Source organism: Thermodesulfobacteriota bacterium, from assembly GCA_040754335.1.
In the GTDB taxonomy this organism is placed as follows: Bacteria; Desulfobacterota_D; UBA1144; order Nemesobacterales; family UBA2774; genus 2-12-FULL-53-21.
Genome location: JBFMCV010000002.1, coordinates 206387 through 223118 on the forward strand (window position 1 = coordinate 206387; position 16732 = coordinate 223118).

Genomic DNA, 16732 nt, shown 5'->3' on the forward strand with positions numbered 1-16732 from the left:
TTAATACTAATATCAGTTGGTCTGTAGGTAGATGGGTAAGAAAAATTGTTGGACTGATATTCTTTTGTTATTCCTCAGAGAAGTAATCCGTGTCAATTTTCTTTATATCATAACTTTGAACTTTGGATACCCCAATATTATTCTCGATCATGAGTTGTGTGAGCATATCGCCATCAATTAATATCACTTTGTGGTTTATCGTTTTTACATATTCCAATGCATCTTTGGAATAGCTAGATGTTGTAATAAAAACACCTTTGTTTGCCTTATGTCCAACGAGGCTTCCAACAAAATTCCTTATCTCTTTGGAACCAACAGAATTTTCCCACCGCTTCGCTTGAATATAAATAACATCAAGTCCGAGTTTATCTTCATTGATAATTCCGTCAATCCCACCGTCGCCACTTTTTCCAACTGCTTTACCTGCATCTTTACGGGAACCACCGTAACCCATGGCCAAGAGCAACTCTACAACCAATTTTTCAAAAAAACGAGGAGTTGATTTCTTTACCAACTCTAGTAGATCCAAAGATAGTTCATTGTGAAGACTTTGATAACCCTGTTCTATAAGTTCTTGTGGTGTAAGAGACTTGCTTAATTGTCTTTGATTTCCTTCAGCTGACTCTATTTCTTTACGGGGGGTGATAAACTCAAGAAATTCAGGAAATTGTTTAAGGTAATTTGTATCGATTTCAGCTGGATTCTGTTTTAGGACTTCTAGGCCTTTTTCAGTTATTTTGTAGTATGCTCGTTTTGTTGATTCAAGTAATCCTGCTTTTCTCAGGTAAAAATTTGCCCAGCGGACACGGTTATTAATGATATAATCCTGTCCGCTTGGCAATAATACTTTTCGCTCGGATTCCGATAATCTGAAATAATTCCCGATGTGATCGATTGTTTCACGTATTGAGTGTTCTTTGTTATCACCAGCAAATTTCAAGAGTGGAAGCATGATGGTTTCATAGTCTGGAATTGGCATAGCTTTGAAATATTAATTGATATCTGTTAATTACGCAATTATCCGAACAAGCTTACATAAAAGAAGGCACTAAACACTTCACTCATAAGTCTCGACAGTTTACTAAAATAGCAAAATACTAAATTCGCCACTTGCTGACTCATCTCAACACAAGTGCATAATATGGCTCTCACAACCCTCAAATCACAGGTTCAAATCCTCCCCATGTGTTAATTGGTACGGGCGAACTTCACTTTCTCCTCGCGTATATCATCATGTCCGGGCGCAAGTCTCCACCCAGAGGCGCGATACCGCCGCCCGCGTTAGTGCGGAAATCGTTGAGCTGAAACAGGTCGAATTTCGCCCGGTCGAGCAAGTTGACGACGTCGCTTATTTTATAACCCTGCATCAGGTCCTCAGGATGCGTTTCCAGGAACAGATGTTTGACGTGCTCGTCGAGCGCGCGTGTCATGCCCGACAGCACCTTATATTCAGCACCGTGCACGTCGATCTTCACAACGTCGGGCCTTATCCCTTCCGCCGCGCATAGTCGGTCGAACGTCGCAACTTCCACGCTGCCCGTCTCCGACTCGACGAGGTCCCTCTCTTCCCATCCGGTCGTTTCGGCTCTTCCGCTCCTGTCGGAGAGCCCTATCTTAAATGTCCTGACGTTTTCCCCGAGGCCGTTGATTTCTATATTTCTCACGACCTGACCGTAATAGTCGGGGTTAGGCTCGATTGAGATCACGTTTCCTCTCTTGCCGATGAGCCTGCCCGCGTAAACGGTGAAGTAGCCGATATGCGCCCCTATGTCGACGAACGTGACCGGGCCGCCTGCGCTGAGCAATTTTTTCAACATTCCGGCGAGAGCGGGCTCATAAATCCCCCCTCTCAGGGCTTCCTCGTAATACTCGTGCCTGTCCGTCCCGTCGATGATTTTGATTTTTGTCCCGTAGAGGTCGGCTTCGAAATACTTCTCCCGTATGCCCCGCGTGCTGTAGTCCCTGAATCTTGCCAACAGCGGCGCGAGGCCGCTGATCGTCAAAAATTCATTCAGGAGGTAATTCCTTTTTGCGAACAGGGTGAGCTTGAATAGGACGAATGCCGCTTTTTCTGTCAGCTTGCCGGACATGGTTATATGTAAAGAAATACGATAGCTTGCCTTACAGCAGGGGCCTAATTATTTTAACCGGTTTTCTCAGGCCTTTACCGCCCGGACTGCGATCAGGACTTCAAAGTCCGGATCCCGGGTGTCGAGCTCGGGTTCCCTCAGCTCGTGGGACGCGAGTCCGTGTAATAAACAAACTGCGGTTAATACATTCCCGTATACCTCGATTTGTAAACTTTCGTCCGGAAAATAATCGAGGAATATCTTGCTGGCCGATTGCGCGGTGAATCGCCAGTATTCGCCCCACGGGTCCCTGCCTTCTCTTCTGCATATTTTGCTTATGCCGTGAGTAGTGACAAGCAGGACGCCGCCGGGTTTCAATATGCGGTGAAGTTGCAGTATTGCAGTACGGTAATCATAGATCATCTGCAGCGACTGGGTCATGATAATACAGTCGAAGGCGTCGGACTGAATCCCGTGCGCGCGGGTAAGATCGGCTACTATCGTCGCTTCGGGGTTCCCTTCTTCCACGCACAAGACATCACTTTGAGTCACCTTTTCTCCTCCGAATCTCAATGTGTAGGTTCTGTTCCCGAATTCGAGCACGCGTCCCTTTATGTCGGGAGCATGAGCGCTCAGGAATTTTTCAATGTAATAGCGGTCAATGGGCTGTCCTCTGTCGAAGCCTGCGCTCCTGCTCATAGGCGACAGGTTTCTCGGTATTCCATAATACCTGTTCCATTTGGAGCTTATTTGATGCCTGACGAGCCTCACTGAATTTATTGAAAACGTATTTTTGAGCAGAGACCTGATGTTCATGGGGCGGCGCCTGACTTAAGGCCCGTATCGGGAGTCATAAATGGATTTCGTGAGCCGGATTCCTGCTTTTTATGCAGATGAAGCCGACGAAATTATACCATTGAAAAAATGTGTCCACGGTCTCGAAACCGTTCCGTTTAAACATCTCGATGTTCTCGTCGATTCTGTAGGGGATTAAAATGTTCTCGAGCGCTTCCCTCTTATTTTCTATCTCCTCGTTCGTATATTCGTTCCGCTGCTTGTAGTCGTAATAAAGCTTAATGTAGTAACGGTTGAGGAGCGAGCTGTTTGTAAGAATCTTTTCGGTGATTATAAGAACGCCGTTCTCGTTGAGCCCCTGATATATTTTATTTATGAGCTTTTCTCTTTTTAACGGACGGACGAACTGAAGGGTCCAGCATATTAATACCACGCTCGCGTTACTCAGCTCGATTTGATCGAGGTCGCCGTTGAGGTCAGCGTAGAGCACCCTGATCCGGTCCTCGAATCCGCTCTCTTTTATCTTCTGCTTCGCCTTCTTTATCATGGGCGGGGAATTGTCGTAACCTATCAAGGACACCGAGGGATCGACTTCCGGGCAGAGATTGATTAGGGTCGTAGCCGTAGCGCATCCGAGATCGTATATGTTGCTTCCTGGTGTGGAGAATATACTGCCGATCTCCCGTATCATCCTCTGCTGCTCGGAATAGTAGGGGACGCTCCGGCTGACCATGTCGTCGAAGACGTCGGCGACCGTGTCGTTAAACTCAAAATCGGCGGTAATGCCTTTTTGTCCCCTGTACACCCGGTCTCGCTTCATGTGGCCGCCTCACACTTTTCGATAAGTATATTTTAACTAAGGCCCCGTGGATTATAGAGAATATATTACATCCCGCGCGAAAATAGTACAGGTAATATCTTTGGGCGGCCGGGTGCTTATGAGCTAGCCGTGACAGCTTTGAAGGCGTGCGCACTTACGACCGGGAGTATGTAATCTGTCGCGGTCATTGGATATTACCTTTATCACGGCCGGAAGCCGCTCCTGTGAATTTGTCTTAATTGCGGAAAACCGGATTGCCTGTGAAAACGGTCGGGGATGACAGGGTATCGAAGTACGCCGGCAGTTTATATTTTGAGGGATATGCTATATATAAAAGCCTGACAGCATATTGCCGGAGTGTGTACGCCGCCGGTTATATGGGCGGGCGCTCTCACTCGTTTCCCGCTTTTGAAACTTTCTCCGAGGCTCGATCCATATTGTTCTCTTCGTATATCTCCCATCCGCCGCCAAGCGCTTTGTAAACGGCTACGAGCGACGTGTGTAGGTCGGTCTCGCTCGCCGCGAGTTGAGTCTGCGCCTGGAGCAGCGTGCGCTCGGCGTCGAGCACGTCGAGGAAATTCGCCACGCCGAAGTCGTACCTCATCCTCGCGAGCTTCATCGCCTTCTCGCTTTCCACGGCTGCTTCGACGAGGTACTTGTGCCTCTGTATCTCTTGGTTGTGGTCGACGAGCGTCCCGTCCACGTCCTCAATGGCTTCAAGCACGGTGAGCTGGTACTGGGCGAACGCCGCCTGGGTGCGCGCGTCTGCCTGCTTTACCCTCTGATACACCCGCCCGAGGTCGAAAGCCGGCCAGAATATGTTCGGGCCGATGGAGAACGCACCGGCCCCGCTCTCGAAAACGCCCGAGAAAGTATCGGCCTGGAGAGAGATGCTCCCGAGGAGTGTTATCTGCGGGAAGAGCTCGGCCGTGGCTATGCCTATCGACGCCGTGAACGCCGCAAGGTTCCGCTCGGCCACCCTGATGTCGGGCCTCCTCTCCAGGAGCTCGACCGGGGTCCCCACCTTGATGACATCGGGAATCGCGGGGAAGGGCTTCGGTTCGAGGAGCTCTTTCAAGTACGTATCCGGCTGCTGGCCTGTGAGCACGCCCAGCCTGTATATGGCCCTCCTCACCCTGGCTTCGAGCGGAGGTATGATGGCGAGCGTGTTGTTGAGCTGCGCCCTGGCCCTCGATGTGTCGAGCTCGGTCCCCCGCCCGCCTTCGAGGAGCACGATCGTGAGGTCAAGCGTGTTCTGCTGGTTGTCGGCGTTACGGCGCGCGACCTCGAGCTGGTTCTGCGCCCCCCTCAGCTCGAAATAATTCCTCGCGACCTCGGCCAGGAGCGAGACTATCACGTCACGCCTCGTGGCTATGCGGGATTCGAGCTCGGCCGTGTCGGCCTCGATGGTCCGCCTTATGCGTCCGAAGAAGTCGAGCTCCCAAAGGGCGTCGAACCCTGCCTCGTACAGATCGGCTTCCCTGTCGACGCCGGGGAAGACAGTGGATTCACCGACCTTCTGCCTCGTGTAGCTCGCGTCGAACGGGACTATGGGCGCGAGCTCGAACTCCGTCTCGGCCCTGAACGCGCGCGCTTCCAGTATCCGCGCCGTCGCTATCTGTATGTCGTAGTTCCCGGCGAGCGCGTCCCGGACGAGCCTGTCGAGCACGGGGTCGTTGAACCCGCTCCACCATTCGATCTCGATCGCGTCCGTGGAGAAGTCCTTCACTCCCGAATCTTGAAACGACTGAGGGACCTCTGTCTCGGGGGTCTTGTAGTCGGGGCCCACCATGCAGCCCGCCGTCGCAATCAGGCAGACTGCCAGTACAAACGCCGATAAGTATCTCATTCTGCTTTTACGCTCCGGTTTTTTCTCGATTCGGTGTACTTCCTGATGACGACGTAGAAGACAGGGGTTAAAAAGAGGCCGAAGAACGTTACGCCGAACATGCCGCTGAATACGGACGTTCCGAGCGCCTGCCTCATCTCGGCGCCCGCGCCCGCAGCGATCAGGAGGGGCACTACGCCGAGAATGAACGCGAACGAGGTCATGAGGATCGGGCGGAGCCTGACGCGCGATGCCTCTACCACGGCCTCCTCCCGGCCCTTGCCCGTCTGCTGGTAGTCCTTGGCGAATTCGACTATCAGTATCGCGTTCTTGCACGCGAGACCCACGAGCACGACGAACCCGATCTGTGTGAGTATGTTGTTATCCATGCCCCGCAGGAGCAGGCCCGTTATCGCCGACAGGAGACACATGGGCACGATGAGTATTATCGCGAGCGGGAGCGACCAGCTCTCGTAGAGCGAGGACAGTATGAGGAATACGAAAAGCACGCAGAGTGGGAATATGAACAGCGCCGTGTTGCCGGCCGTGACCTGCTGGTAGGCTAGGTCCGTCCATTCGTAACCCACGCCCGGGGGCAGTATCTGCGCGGCGAGCTTCTCCATTGCGTTAATCGCCTGCCCGGAGCTGAACCCGGGGAGCGTGGCGCCGTTCACCTCGATCGCGGGGAAAAGGTTATAGCGGACGACGCGGTCGGGCCCGGTTTCGCTGATTATATCTACGACGGAGCCGAGGGGTACTGCCTGCCCTGTCGCGCTCCGCGTCCTCAGCTTCGCGATGTCTTCGGGCTGCTGACGGAAGTCTCCTTCCGCCTGAGCCGTGACCCTGTAAACCCGACCGAAGAGGTTGAGGTCGTTTACGTAAACCGAGCCCAGGTACACCTGGAGCGTGTCGAATATGTTCGTGAGCGGGACGTCTAGCTTCTTTGCCTTCGTCCTGTCGACCTCGGCGTATATCTGCGGGGTCCTCGTGCTGAACGTGGTGAACACCCTCGTAAGGCCCGGCTCCTGGTTGGCGGCGCCTATAAGCGCGTAGGTCGCCTTCTCGAGCTCCTTCAATCCCACGTCCGCGCGGTCCTGTACCATCATCTTGAAGCCGCCCGCGGTGCCGAGACCCCTGACGGGCGGGGGAGAGATAACTATCAGTCTCGCCTCCTGTATGACGGAAAGCCTCCGGCTGAGGTCGGCTATTATCTCATCGAGCGTGGGGCCTTTCTTCGCGCGCTCATTAAACGGTGCGAGCGGTGTGAATATGACGCCCGAGTCCGAGCTGTTCGAGAACGTGGCCCCCGAGAATCCCGCGAACCCGACTGCGTAGGCTATTCCCGGCGTGTCCAGTATTATGTCGGTCGCGCGGGCGATGACGGAGTCGGTCCGCTCGAGCGACGCGCCGTCAGGAAGAGCGACGTCCACAATCAGATACCCCTGGTCCTGTGCGGGGATGAACCCGCCCGGCACGCTTGTGAATCCGAGATACGTGAGTCCGATCAAGCCGCAATAGACGATTATGGCGATAGTGCTGAAACGGAGGATCCTCTTGACCGAGCCGCTGTAAGCCTCGCTCGCGCGGTCGAAGAGCCTGTTGAACCCGCCGAACACCTTCTTTAACACCCTGTTGACGAAGGGGCCGATGAACCATCCGGCGGCGCAGCCTGTGGCGAAGAGCAGGATGCGTACCGCCCATAGCGCAGCCGTGCTGCCTGACGATGCAGCGGGGTCATAACCCTGACCGGAGTTAATACCGAAGATACCGGCGATCGTGCCTGTGAGGAGATAATACGCAGCAAATCCCCCTATGGCAGCGATGCCGACGCGGGGCAGAGCCTCCTGATGCTCCGCGTCGCTGTCGGGCCTTATGAGCTGGACGGCCCTCGAAGGCGCGAGCGTCAGCGCGTTCACTGCGGAGATGATAGTCGAGGCTGCGATGACCAGTGCGAACTGCTTATAGAACTGGCCGCTTATGCCGGGGAGGAACGCCGTCGGTATGAATACGGAGCTCAGCACGAGAGTGATCGCGAGCACGGGGCCCGTGATCTCGGCCATGGCTTTCAGCGTGGCCTCCCTCGGCTCGATCCCTTTCGACATCCAGCGCTTGATGTTCTCGACCACGACTATGGAGTCGTCCACCACGATACCTATCGCGAGCACGAGTCCGAACATCGAGAGGTTGTTGAGCGAAAATCCGAAGGCCGCCATGACGGCGAACGTGCCGACCAGCGACACGACCGCGTCTATCATCGGCAGGAGCGCCGCCCGCCAGTCCTGAAGGAAAACGATTACCACTATGAAAACGAGCATGAACGCGATGAACAGGGTGTGATAGACTTCGTTTATGGACTGCTGCACGAAAATCGTCGGGTTATATACGATCCTGTATTCGAGCCCCTTGGGGAAGTCCTTGCTTATCCGGGCCATAGTCTTCTCGACTGCCTGCGCCGTGGCGAGGGCGTTAGAGCCAGGGAGCTGGAATATGCCGATAGCCTGGGCGGGCTTGCCGTCGAGGTAGCTGTTGACGCCGTAGTCCCTCGCTCCTAGCTCCACGCGGGCAACGTCCTTTATGCGCGTGATGCGCCCGTCTTCGCCCGTCCTGATGACAACGTCCGCGAACTGGTCGGCCTCGACGAGCCTTCCGAGCGTGTTGACCGAGAGCTGGTAGGCGTTGCCCTGCGGCACGGGGGGCTGACCCAGCACGCCCGCCGCGACCTCGACGTTCTGCTCCCTGAGCGACTGCACGACGTCCGTCACCGTGAGGCCCATCGAGTAGAGCTTCTCCGGGTCGAGCCATACCCTCATGCTGTATTCGCGCGCGCCGAACACGGTCACGTTGCCGACGCCCTCTATGCGTGTGAGGACGTCGTAAACCCTTATCAGTGCGTAGTTGCTTATGTAGAGCTGGTCGTAACGGTTATCGGGCGAGACCAGGTGGACGACGAGCAGCATGTCGGGCGAGCTTTTCCTCACTGTGACGCCTATGCGCCTGACCTCTTCGGGCAGTCTCGGCTCGGCGACCGCGACCCGGTTCTCGACCAGCACCTGCGCCTTGTCGATGTCTGTTCCCAGCTCGAACGTGATTGTGAGCTGCATCTGTCCGTCGCTCGTCGACTGGGAAGACATATAGAGCATGTCCTCGACGCCGTTTATCTCCTGCTCGAGCGGGGTGGCCACGGTCTCGGCTATAGTCTCCGGGTTAGCGCCCGGATAGCTCGTGCGCACGACTATAGTGGGCGGAGTGACCTCCGGGTACTGGCTTACGGGCAGAGTGAAGTAGGCGATAAGCCCCACGATTACGATAAGGACGGAGAGCACTGTGGCGAATATCGGCCTGTCGACGAAAAACCGGGAAATCATATTATCCTCCAGTATTGCTCTCTGGCGCTTGTGTGGCGTTTTGCTGAGGCTCCTTTGACGGCAGTCCGGGCGTGAGGAAGTTCTTTTCCTTGACGACTATGTCTTCTTCGACGGGGGTTACCTTGGTCCCGGGCATGGCCCTCTGAAGCCCGTTGACGACTATCCTGTCCCCGGGCGCGACGCCCTGTCTTATCACCCTGAGCCCGTTCACCCTGGGTCCGAGAGTGACCTGCCTGTACTCGACCATGTCTTCGGGACTGACTACCATGACGTACTTTTGCGACTGGTCGCTGCCGACGGCTTCGTCGGGCACGAGCACGGCCTTGTACTGCCCGCTGCCCATGATCTTCATCCGGGCGAATAGCCCCGGCGTGAGCGTGCCGTCCGGGTTTGAGAATACGCCTCTCCCCCTGATAGTCCCCGTATTCGGGTCGAGCCTGTTGTCTATGAAGTCTATGTAACCTTTGTGGGGGTAGTCCGTTTCGTTCGAGAGCTCCATGTAGGCCGGGTTCTGACCCTCTCTCGTGTCGGGCTTCACACCTTCCTGCTCGAGGTTCGTGTACCTGAGATAGGACTGCTCGTCAGCCTCGAAATAGCAGTAGATCGGGTCGAGCGAAACTATCGTCGTAAGGAGCGTGCCGCCCGTGCCGCCGTTTATGAGGTTGCCGACCGTGACGTTTTTCCTGCTGATGAGTCCGCTTATGGGGGCCCTTACCTGCGTGAACTCCACGTCGAGCTCGGCCGCCTTTACGACTGCCTTGGCCTGCTCGACCGTTGCGCGCGCCACCTGCTCGTCAGACGCCCTCGTGTCAGCTTCTTCTTCGGATATAGCCCTCGCGCTCACGAGCTTCTTCGCACGCACGAGGTCGTTCTCCGCGAGCGAGAGACGGGCCTCTGCGAGCCTGAGCTCTGCCCGGGCGCGGTCGAGCTCCGCCTGGTAAGGCCTCGGGTCGATTACGAATAGAAGGTCGCCAGCCTTTACCGTCTGCCCGTCCTTAAAGTGTATGGATTCCAGATAACCGCTTACGCGCGCTCTCACGTCGACCGTGTCGACTGATTCGAGACGCCCCGTATATTCGTCCCACTCCACGACATCCTTGACCACGGGCTTGCTCACGGTAACCGTCGGCGGAGGGGGCAGAGGGGCCTCCCCCTGCTTGCAGCCGTAGAGGAAGAGACCGAGGGATGCGAGTATGAACAATATGAGGCTTGCAGGCGAAATCTTCATGTTCTTCGTATCCTTTTATTATGTTTTAGTGATAACGCAGCGTAAATTTCATCGTTAATTTTCAATAATTACGGTACATTGTAAGTAAGTACTTACTTACATAGAACCTACCAGCCCAGTCCGGGCGTGTCAAGATAATTGTAATTATAAGGTTAATTCGACGGGTGCCGCGGCGGGGCAGCCCTGCGCGCTCCCCGCTCTTCCCGGAACCGTGCAAATGCGCGGCGCTCCTTGTGTCATACTTGATACGATGCGGTGCGTCGAAGGAAAGATTCCGTTTAATTCCTCATCCCTGAAATCGGCTTCGGCCCAGGAGAAATTCAACAACCGCGGCTGTCCCTGATATAATGTCTCCATGACCGATCATACATCTGGCTTACCGACCGCGGGAGAGCTCACGGAAGCGCTCGGAGCGGCGGGCTTAGCTCATCACGAATACGAGCAGACCGCGCTCGGGGGCGTGCGCCACGAGGAATGGGCTGTGTTCTACGCCGCATACGTCCTCGGAAGGTTGGGGGACTTCGCCAAACCGAGCGATCTGACCAGGTGGCTCGGTGAAGCGCCGCTCACCGACAACTGGGCGGAATCCGCGGCCGCTCATGTACTTTCCGAGATCGGCCGGGGCCTCAAGTGCTGAGGTTCGAATCTTCCAGCAGCTAGAAAGTTTCCACGAAAAAAATTATCCGCATCAGAGTTATTATTGCACACTGAATACAGCTTTCGGATTCAGCTGTAACTTGCATCGAACACAAGCGGAATATTAAGACATAGTTAAGCAATGTTGTTTTTCCAATTTGGTTTGGTATCGTAAATAAATAAAGCCTTTCACGGATGACCTCCCGCACATCCGCACAAATTGGAGATAAATCTAATCTGGAGGAAATTTATACGGACGGATAGAGAAACCGACCAGTGATATTTGACCGGCGGTGTCTCGGCCGATTCGCCGTTAACGGGAGAAATCGACTCTATTCCATTCGACAAAATAGGAGCGTGTATTAACTCGTCAAATCCAAAATATGCAAGGAGGTCGTAGATATGCGCGCAGCAAGAATGCATGGGTTCAAGCAGCCGCTTGTGCTTGAGGATGTAAAGGTTCCGGATTTCGCCGCAGATGAGGTTTTAATAAAAGTCGCGGCGGCCGGGATGTGCCGTACGGATTGGCAGTTAGTAGATGGTTATTTTAAGGATTACCATACGCCAACGTTTCCGCTAACTCCCGGTCATGAAATCGCAGGATATGTGGAAAAGATAGGTGGTCTCGTGCCTGAAAGCTTCGGATTGAAGGAGGGAGACTTGGTCGTTGTCGTCGGCGGAATGGGAGACGGCGTCTGCCGGTTGTGTCACGAAGGCAATACGCATATATGCGAGAATGGAAGATGGCCGGGGTTCGGCCCTTACGGCGGTTACGCGGAATTTGTCCCTATCCCCTACAACTATCTCATCCGTATCGAAAAAAAATATAAATTGAAACCCGAAGAGCTCGCGCCTCTCACAGACGCGGGTCTGACGCCTTACAGAGGAATAAAGAAACTCCGGGACGCAGGCGTCCTCGGGCCGGACAGGGTCCTGGCGGTTTTCGGCGTGGGCGGTCTTGGGACATACGCGGTTCAATACGCGAAGCTTCTTTCGTCCGGGGCGACTGTGGTCGCGTTCGCCAGGAATGAGGAGAAGCTGGCCGTGGCCAGGGAGTACGGAGCGGACCACGTCATCAATGTCAAAGGGAAATCTACAGACGATATCCGTAAAGAGCTTATCAGTGCGACCGGCCACAGGAACATCGACGCTGTTATAGACTGTGCGGGTGCGGAAGCGATGATCAAGACCGGGTTCGGATTGCTCGCGAGGGGAGGCGCATACGTCTCAGTCGGTCTTGTCGGCAACCGCATAGACATTCCTCTCTTTCCGCTGGTCGTGGGGGAGTTCACGTATCACGGCTCTTTTTGGGGCAACTATAACGACCTGACCGAGGTTGTGGCATTGGCCGAGAAGGGTATGGTCAAGCACACCGTGAAAAAAATCAAGTTCGAGGATATAAACGAGAACCTGGAATTGCTCCGTGACGGCGACATAATAGGACGCGCGGTCATTACTTATTAGAACGCGGCTATGTTCTCGCCTGCCGAATTCAGCACTCGGGGGAGGTTTTTAATGTTTTTATGAGGTTACGACTATGAGCAGAGCCGCTATCAGTCTATTTATTAAAAATATCAAATCCCGGATTTGCGAACCCGCTCTGAGGTCCATATCTACCACAACAGCTGGCGGGATGTTGATATGTTCGGCCTTATTTGCAGCAGCCGTGGTCCCTGACGCGACCGATGTGGCAAATCTAAAACTACAAAATAGCTTAAAAGCGGTACCCACATTCGTTGTTGCAGAGGCTATAGCGCAGTCCGAGGAGGAAACCGATAATATGGAAGACAAAAATAAAGAGATAGTCAGGGAGGGATTTGCCAAATGGGCAAACGGTACGGGCAGCTTTTTCGACCTCCTGACTGAAGATGCGGAATGGACTATCACCGGCCGAAGCCCCATCTCCAAAACTTACACCAGCCGCCAGCAATTCCTGGATGAAGCGATAACGCCGATTAACGAACGATTGAGCGCGGGAATAGTCCCGACTGTGCGGGGAATTTATGCGGACGGAGACATGGTGATTGCATTGTGGGACGGAACCGCCACAGCCAAAGACGGGAAACCATATAAGAACACTTATTCATGGTACATGACCATGAAAGACGGACGAATTGTGAAGGTGGTTGCGTTTTTCGATGCCATCGAGTTCATGGAGCTGTGGGAACGGGTATCGGAAAAATAAACAGGTTATTATTCCCTCGATCGGCCGGGGCCGCTAGCGCTGAGGTTCTAATCCTCTCCGCTGCCGGAATCCCGCGCCGAATACGTCCCAAGTCATTTTTCTGCATCAGCTGACCGATTGACACAGCTGCGGGACATATATTAAAATGAATATCAACTAGAAGGGCAAACCATTTGAAAGAATGGGACGCAAAGTCACAGGCCTAAGGACATTCCGTTTACGGCGGCTGGATTGCTATAGTGAACCTGATTAAGTCGAACGACTGCACGCACCTTCCCCGAATTTCTCCTTTGCACCCCGTCTCCGGAACCGGTCTGCCCTTGAATAAATCGGCAGAGGAGGTAGGCAATGGCACGTAAGAAAGGCATTCCGAAAATGTCGGCGAAAGGGGCGGGCGGCGCTGCGTTCGATTTGGCCGGCATTAAATTCAGTTCCGTAGTAGGGGAGAAGAGTAACTACAACTTCCAGCCCGAGGTGACGGAGTATGACCTCTGGCCGTTCTCCACTATAGAATGGGTCACGGCGGAGGGAAAATACAGGGCGCGGGCAATAGTCCAGCACAGGACGACCCGCGACATGGTCGCCTTTAATTCCTGGCACGAGGATTTCGGCGACGCTGAGCGTCCCATTGATCTTTTGAGGCACAGCCTGCAGGGAACGGCGGAGAGGCCGGTATACAACATCTTCGGCGAGACGATCGAGGTCCACACCGCCGACATCGGCGGAGGGTCGGTTGTGAACGTCACCGAGGTGCTTGCGCTTATCTGGTCGATGACCGAGAGCTGAAGAAGCGGGCGCCCATGTCTAAGGGACACGACTCCCCGCGAATACGAGCTGACAAGGCTCGGGAGCGTGAGACACGAAGAGTGGGCCGTGTTCTACTCCGCATACGTCCTCGGAAGGTTGGGGGAGTTCGCCAAGCCGAGCGATCTGACCAAGCGGCTAATTGAAGCGCCGCTCGCCGGCAACCGGACGGAATCCGCGGCAGCTCATATTTTTTCTCCGTGATGAACCGTAAATAGTCTCACTTGCGATTAATCACTCGCAAAACGCAGTACCGGCCCTCACGCCCGCTTTCTTCAATACGATTGCCATGGGGCAGAACCCTGTGAAAGAAGCCTGGAACATGTTGAGTCCGACGAAGGCCGTGAACAGAAACCACGCCGGGTGGACGAAGTAACCTAACGCGAGGCTTGCGAGGACGAAGATACCGGCTATACGTAAAACGAGGCGGTCGACGTTTGCGGGTCTCATGATTTTTCCTCCTTCCCTGAAGTTATATCCTTCTGTAATGGTTTAGCACGAGTCCGGTCTCGAATGCGCGGCTCGTGACAAGCTTGAGCCTGACCTCGATGTCGCAGGCCCGGAGCAGAGGGGTCCCCGAGCCGAGTATTATCGGTACGATCGCGATGATGTAGTCGTCGATAAGCTTCTTCCTGTGGAACTGGGTGAATGTGCTCGCTCCACCGACTAACCATACGCGTTTCAGCTTCCATTGCCGCATCAGCTCTGCCGCATCTTCCACTTTCCCCGTAAAAAATTCCACGCATTCACGGAAGGGCTTCCGGGCGACATTGGAGAGGACGAGGCAGGGTTTGCTGCCGTAAGCCCATTTACCCGTGTCCGATATATGATCGTATGTCCTGGCTCCCATCACTAACCCATCGACGGAATCCAGGATCTCTCCGCACCCGGCCGTGGCGGGGGGCCATTCCGAGAGCCAGTCGACGTCGCCGTTCTCCCTGGCTATATAGCCGTCCACGCTGCATACGGAGTACAATATAAAGGAGGGATTCATGATTTGTTCCATGTTTAAGGCCGCACCTTGCCGATCTTATTAGATTTTATCGGAGCAACAAATAATAGCATAACATATACGACGCGTGATTTTGTAGTGGCGGCGGTACCGGCCGTAAAACAATAAAGCCCCATTGATCCTGAGAATTTGATCCGTATTTAGAACAGGAAAGAAAGGTATAACAAATTGCGGATGAGGACGGAAATAAGTAACTATTTAATCGTGCTAACGTTTTTTATTTTATGCTCTGCTGTAACGACTGTGTAAGGAATTACCGCTGCTTGTTTACGGCTGGAGACTCCTGCTGCGACGCGACGAAGGTGGTGATCAACGGATCGGACGGTCGATATAGTTTCATACCGAGACGCGATCTGCCAGTCGTTTTATCAGGGTGAAAGTTTTTTTAGTACGGGTGGGCGACTGGCAGAAGCAATTAAAGAATTCCTGTTTCTGTTCTTTTCAGAAAGTTAAGCCAGGACCGGAAATAATTTTTAACTTACATCCGCTCTAATGCTTGTCGTTCGATTCGGCCGAATGCCTCTCTTCTGATTCATCTGCGCCTGATTCTGTTCCTTCCTGGATTACGACCAGGCTGCTGGCTTTTTCAACTTCGGAATGGCTGAAATAGAAGTAGTCTAAGAGTCTTATATCTATGTCTTCCCTCACCAAAATCACCTCCCCTGCCTGATGACATATATGTAAATACATTTTAACATTTCCGGGCCGGTAATGTAAGAGGTTTTTTTATCTGTATATGCCCCGGCTGTCCCTCATTTTATGAAAAAGTACTCAGGTGTATGAAAAATATCGATTAAACTGTCCTTCGTTCGCCAGATCGTTCGTCGTATGAATGAAGCGGACTCTAATTATTGGAGAAATGGCATGACCGAATCGAAACTGTCCGAAAACAATCTAACTAATTAAGAGGATACTAACATGAAGCCGCTGACTGAAACGCTGCTGCTCCGACAGGCGGGTTTCGATGATCGGGGCGTTTCTCGACGAATCCATTCCACGGTTCGATCAGCTGAAAACTACCAACGAGTGAGAAGAAACAAAAGGAGCATTTGAAATGTCCGTATCGCAGTTTTCAAGCATTGATGTCCTCACCCGGAAACGTGTCCGGGTTCTCGATACCGAAATAAGCTATGTCGATGTCGGCGAAGGTGATCCTATAGTCTTTCTGCACGGGAACCCGACATCGTCCTATCTCTGGAGAAACATAATTCCGTTTCTTGAGAAAGCAGGTCGATGCCTGGCACCTGATTTAGTGGGGATGGGACAGTCCGGGAAATCTCCGGACCGTGCGTATCGCTTCGCGGATCACGTCCGTTATCTCGATGCGTGGTTCGACGCTTTAAACCTGGCGAAAAACGTCGCCCTCGTCGTACACGACTGGGGATCGGCCCTGGGGTTTTATCGGGCCTTCCGCAATCCTGATCAGGTGCGGGCCATAGCATACATGGAGGCTATTGTTCAACCGCTCAAGTGGGACGACTTCCCGGCCGGTGTTGATGAGATGTTCCGCGCCCTCCGCTCGGACAAGGGCGAGGGGATGGTCCTCGATCACAATTTCTTCGTGGAGACCATACTGCCGAAGAGCATTATCCGGAAGCTGTCCGACGAGGAAATGGAAGCATACCGCGCACCGTTTAAAGACCGCGATTCACGGCTGCCGACGCTCACCTGGCCGCGCGAGCTGCCGATAGAGGGCGAGCCGCCGGATGTAGTGGCGATTGTCAGGAATTACGGCGAGTGGCTTGGGAAGAGCGCGATACCGAAGCTTTTCATCTCTGCAGAGCCTGGTGCGATCCTTGCTGGCCGGAACCGCGATTTCTGCCGGACCTGGCCTAACCAGCGGGAAGTCACGGTGAAGGGAATACATTATGTCCAGGAGGATTCGCCGGCAGAGATAGGTCTCGCACTTGTTGATTTCTTGGGCGGCTTGCGATAGCGTCAGGGGATATTTCGCGAAATTAGCTCTGAATAGAATCTAATTAAGAGGATA

At 53.8% G+C, this 16732-nt stretch carries 16 protein-coding genes and 1 riboswitch; of the genes, 6 read left to right on the top strand and 10 right to left on the bottom strand.

The window, feature by feature from the left end; genetic code table 11:
• Positions 1-67: 67 nt before the first annotated feature.
• The 7 genes from AB1598_04325 to AB1598_04355 all read right to left on the bottom strand — a co-directional run bounded on the left by AB1598_04325 (position 68) and on the right by AB1598_04355 (position 10105).
• Positions 68-979 (bottom strand): restriction endonuclease, encoded by a 912-nt coding sequence (locus AB1598_04325; protein MEW6144227.1) that lies wholly within the window; start codon positions 977-979, stop codon positions 68-70.
• Between the two features lie 229 nt (positions 980-1208).
• The gene (locus tag AB1598_04330; protein ID MEW6144228.1) at positions 1209-2090 is read right to left on the bottom strand and encodes an FkbM family methyltransferase; all 882 of its coding nucleotides are present in this window, start codon (positions 2088-2090) and stop codon (positions 1209-1211) included.
• A gap of 66 nt (positions 2091-2156) precedes the next feature.
• Complete coding sequence (locus AB1598_04335; GenBank protein ID MEW6144229.1) at positions 2157-2885, bottom strand: methyltransferase domain-containing protein; 729 nt, start codon at positions 2883-2885, stop codon at positions 2157-2159.
• Positions 2886-2919: 34 nt separating this feature from the next.
• Positions 2920-3684: a carboxy-S-adenosyl-L-methionine synthase CmoA gene (gene cmoA, locus AB1598_04340; GenBank protein ID MEW6144230.1), complete on the bottom strand. Its 765-nt coding sequence runs from the start codon at positions 3682-3684 to the stop codon at positions 2920-2922.
• Positions 3685-4075: 391 nt separating this feature from the next.
• Positions 4076-5533, bottom strand: coding sequence for an efflux transporter outer membrane subunit (locus AB1598_04345; GenBank protein MEW6144231.1), 1458 nt, complete (start codon positions 5531-5533; stop codon positions 4076-4078).
• On the bottom strand, positions 5530-8877 hold the full coding sequence (locus tag AB1598_04350; GenBank protein ID MEW6144232.1) for an efflux RND transporter permease subunit: 3348 nt from the start codon (positions 8875-8877) through the stop codon (positions 5530-5532). Before AB1598_04350 ends, AB1598_04345 begins: the two co-directional genes overlap by 4 nt.
• A 1-nt stretch (position 8878) precedes the next feature.
• Complete coding sequence (locus tag AB1598_04355) at positions 8879-10105, bottom strand: efflux RND transporter periplasmic adaptor subunit (GenBank protein ID MEW6144233.1); 1227 nt, start codon at positions 10103-10105, stop codon at positions 8879-8881.
• 355 nt (positions 10106-10460) lie between these two features.
• Here AB1598_04355 and AB1598_04360 point away from each other — a divergent pair, with 355 nt between their 5' ends.
• From AB1598_04360 to AB1598_04380, 5 genes are all read left to right on the top strand, one after another.
• Positions 10461-10742, top strand: coding sequence for a hypothetical protein (locus AB1598_04360; GenBank protein ID MEW6144234.1), 282 nt, complete (start codon positions 10461-10463; stop codon positions 10740-10742).
• Positions 10743-11143: 401 nt separating this feature from the next.
• Positions 11144-12205, top strand: coding sequence for an NAD(P)-dependent alcohol dehydrogenase (locus AB1598_04365; protein ID MEW6144235.1), 1062 nt, complete (start codon positions 11144-11146; stop codon positions 12203-12205).
• Positions 12206-12278: 73 nt separating this feature from the next.
• Positions 12279-12926: a nuclear transport factor 2 family protein gene (locus AB1598_04370; GenBank protein MEW6144236.1), complete on the top strand. Its 648-nt coding sequence runs from the start codon at positions 12279-12281 to the stop codon at positions 12924-12926.
• Positions 12927-13079: 153 nt separating this feature from the next.
• Positions 13080-13165: riboswitch (cyclic di-GMP riboswitch) on the top strand.
• Positions 13166-13274: 109 nt separating this feature from the next.
• Complete coding sequence (locus AB1598_04375) at positions 13275-13712, top strand: hypothetical protein (GenBank protein MEW6144237.1); 438 nt, start codon at positions 13275-13277, stop codon at positions 13710-13712.
• Between the two features lie 66 nt (positions 13713-13778).
• Positions 13779-13934: a hypothetical protein gene (locus AB1598_04380; GenBank protein ID MEW6144238.1), complete on the top strand. Its 156-nt coding sequence runs from the start codon at positions 13779-13781 to the stop codon at positions 13932-13934.
• Positions 13935-13964: 30 nt separating this feature from the next.
• Here AB1598_04380 and AB1598_04385 read toward each other — a convergent pair whose 3' ends face one another.
• From AB1598_04385 to AB1598_04395, 3 genes are all read right to left on the bottom strand, one after another.
• Complete coding sequence (locus tag AB1598_04385; protein MEW6144239.1) at positions 13965-14180, bottom strand: DUF2892 domain-containing protein; 216 nt, start codon at positions 14178-14180, stop codon at positions 13965-13967.
• A gap of 22 nt (positions 14181-14202) precedes the next feature.
• On the bottom strand, positions 14203-14736 hold the full coding sequence (locus AB1598_04390) for a dihydrofolate reductase family protein (protein ID MEW6144240.1): 534 nt from the start codon (positions 14734-14736) through the stop codon (positions 14203-14205).
• Positions 14737-15231: 495 nt separating this feature from the next.
• Positions 15232-15393 carry a hypothetical protein gene (locus AB1598_04395; protein MEW6144241.1) on the bottom strand — a complete coding sequence of 54 codons (162 nt, stop codon included), beginning with the start codon at positions 15391-15393 and terminating at the stop codon, positions 15232-15234.
• Between the two features lie 403 nt (positions 15394-15796).
• Between AB1598_04395 and AB1598_04400 the strand changes: the two genes are divergently transcribed.
• The gene (locus AB1598_04400) at positions 15797-16678 is read left to right on the top strand and encodes a haloalkane dehalogenase (protein ID MEW6144242.1); all 882 of its coding nucleotides are present in this window, start codon (positions 15797-15799) and stop codon (positions 16676-16678) included.
• The last annotated feature ends 54 nt before the right edge of the window (positions 16679-16732 follow it).

Bases quoted from the DNA above. Each gene is read 5' to 3' on its own strand.
- AB1598_04345 (MEW6144231.1), bottom strand. From the start codon at position 5,533: ATGAGATACTTATCGGCGTTTGTACTGGCAGTCTGCCTGATTGCGACG.
- cmoA (MEW6144230.1), bottom strand. From the start codon at position 3,684: ATGAAGCGAGACCGGGTGTACAGGGGACAAAAAGGCATTACCGCCGAT.
- AB1598_04400 (MEW6144242.1), top strand. From the start codon at position 15,797: ATGTCCGTATCGCAGTTTTCAAGCATTGATGTCCTCACCCGGAAACGT.
- AB1598_04375 (MEW6144237.1), top strand. From the start codon at position 13,275: ATGGCACGTAAGAAAGGCATTCCGAAAATGTCGGCGAAAGGGGCGGGC.
- AB1598_04335 (MEW6144229.1), bottom strand. From the start codon at position 2,885: ATGAACATCAGGTCTCTGCTCAAAAATACGTTTTCAATAAATTCAGTG.
- AB1598_04360 (MEW6144234.1), top strand. From the start codon at position 10,461: ATGACCGATCATACATCTGGCTTACCGACCGCGGGAGAGCTCACGGAA.
- AB1598_04365 (MEW6144235.1), top strand. From the start codon at position 11,144: ATGCGCGCAGCAAGAATGCATGGGTTCAAGCAGCCGCTTGTGCTTGAG.
- AB1598_04330 (MEW6144228.1), bottom strand. From the start codon at position 2,090: ATGTCCGGCAAGCTGACAGAAAAAGCGGCATTCGTCCTATTCAAGCTC.
- AB1598_04350 (MEW6144232.1), bottom strand. From the start codon at position 8,877: ATGATTTCCCGGTTTTTCGTCGACAGGCCGATATTCGCCACAGTGCTC.
- AB1598_04385 (MEW6144239.1), bottom strand. From the start codon at position 14,180: ATGAGACCCGCAAACGTCGACCGCCTCGTTTTACGTATAGCCGGTATC.
- AB1598_04325 (MEW6144227.1), bottom strand. From the start codon at position 979: ATGCCAATTCCAGACTATGAAACCATCATGCTTCCACTCTTGAAATTT.
- AB1598_04370 (MEW6144236.1), top strand. From the start codon at position 12,279: ATGAGCAGAGCCGCTATCAGTCTATTTATTAAAAATATCAAATCCCGG.
- AB1598_04355 (MEW6144233.1), bottom strand. From the start codon at position 10,105: ATGAAGATTTCGCCTGCAAGCCTCATATTGTTCATACTCGCATCCCTC.
- AB1598_04390 (MEW6144240.1), bottom strand. From the start codon at position 14,736: ATGGAACAAATCATGAATCCCTCCTTTATATTGTACTCCGTATGCAGC.